Here is a 1,344-nt window from a genome sequence, read left to right as displayed (position 1 = left end):
CAAGGGCGGCCCGCTGGCCGGCCTCGCGAACAGCGAGGCGGCCGACCGGCTGAAGGAGGAGGTGCAGGAATACCTGGGCGCACAGGCCCAGCGCATGCTGACGGGGCTCGGGCGCAAGCTCGGCGAGACCACCAACAAGCTCAACGACATCGCCGAGGGCAACAGCCCCGGCTTCGCCAAACTCGCGCTCGACGGCGGGCGCAAGCTCGCCGAGGGCAAGGGCCCGGTGCGCTCCGCCCTGGAACTGGGTGCCTCCCGCGCCAAGGAGAACGTGATGGGTGCGCTGAAGAACCTCGGGGGCGGCAAGGGAAAGAAGAAGGGCGGCGGAGGCAACAAACCGACCGTCATCATGGAGTCCATCGACGTCGGTGTCTCGCAGCGCACGGCCTACGACCAGTGGACGCAGTACCAGGACTTCTCCACCTTCGCCAAGGGTGTCAAGAGCGCGAGCCGGGCCGACGACACGACGTCGGACTGGCAGGCCAAGATCTGGTGGTCCAACCGCAGCTGGAAGGCGAAGACGACCGAGCAGGTCCCCGACTACCGCATCCAGTGGACCTCCGAGGGCGCCAAGGGCACCACCAAGGGCGTGGTCTCCTTCCACCGCCTGGAGGAGAACCTCACGCGGGTCCTGCTGGTCATGGAGTACTACCCGACCGGTCTGTTCGAGAAGACCGGCAACATCTGGCGCGCCCAGGGCCGCCGGGCCCGGCTCGACCTGAAGAACTTCGCCCGGTTCATCACCCTCAAGGGAGAGGCCGAGGACGGCTGGCGCGGTGAGATCCGCGACGGCGAGGTGGTCCGCAGCCACGAGGACGCCCTCGAGGAGGAGCAGTCCGAGCAGGAGCAGGAGGAGCAGGAGGAAGAGCAGCCGGAGGAGGACGAGGAAGCGGAACCGGACGGGGAAGCGGACGAGGACGAAGAAGGGGAAGAGGAAGAGGCGGAGCCCTACGAGGGCGAGTACGAGGAGGACGAAGAGGAGCCGTACGAGGACGAGGCGGAGGAAGGCGAGCAGGAGCCCGAGGAAGAGGGCCAGGCCGAGGGCGAGGAAGCGTACGAGGGCGAGTACGAGGACGAAGAGGAACCTGAGGAGTCCGCGGAAGAAGAGGAAGAGGAGCCCGCGGAGGAAGAGGAAGAAGAGCCCGAGTACGCCGAGCGCGGAGGCCGCCGATGACGAGCCGGTTCCCCGAGACCGGCCGGTTCCCCGAGCCCTACGGTCAGGGCTCGGGGGCGAACCTCGCCGACATCCTGGAGCGCGTGCTCGACAAGGGTGTCGTCATCGCGGGTGACATCAGGATCAATCTGCTCGACATCGAACTGCTCACCATCAAGCTCCGCCTCATC

General features: G+C 67.4%; 2 protein-coding genes. Both read left to right on the top strand.

The window, feature by feature from the left end:
• Positions 1–1,174, top strand: a 1,174-nt coding sequence (locus IE312_RS10300; protein WP_189980514.1) for an SRPBCC family protein, incomplete at its 5' end; no start/stop codon positions are given.
• On the top strand, positions 1,171–1,344 hold a 174-nt coding region (locus IE312_RS39465; RefSeq protein WP_229899539.1), incomplete at its 3' end, for a gas vesicle protein. The genes IE312_RS10300 and IE312_RS39465, both read left to right, overlap by 4 nt.

It is taken from the genome of Streptomyces capoamus (assembly GCF_014654935.1).
In the GTDB taxonomy this organism is placed as follows: domain Bacteria; phylum Actinomycetota; class Actinomycetes; order Streptomycetales; family Streptomycetaceae; genus Streptomyces; species Streptomyces capoamus.
This window is presented reverse-complemented; position numbering and strand designations above follow the sequence as displayed.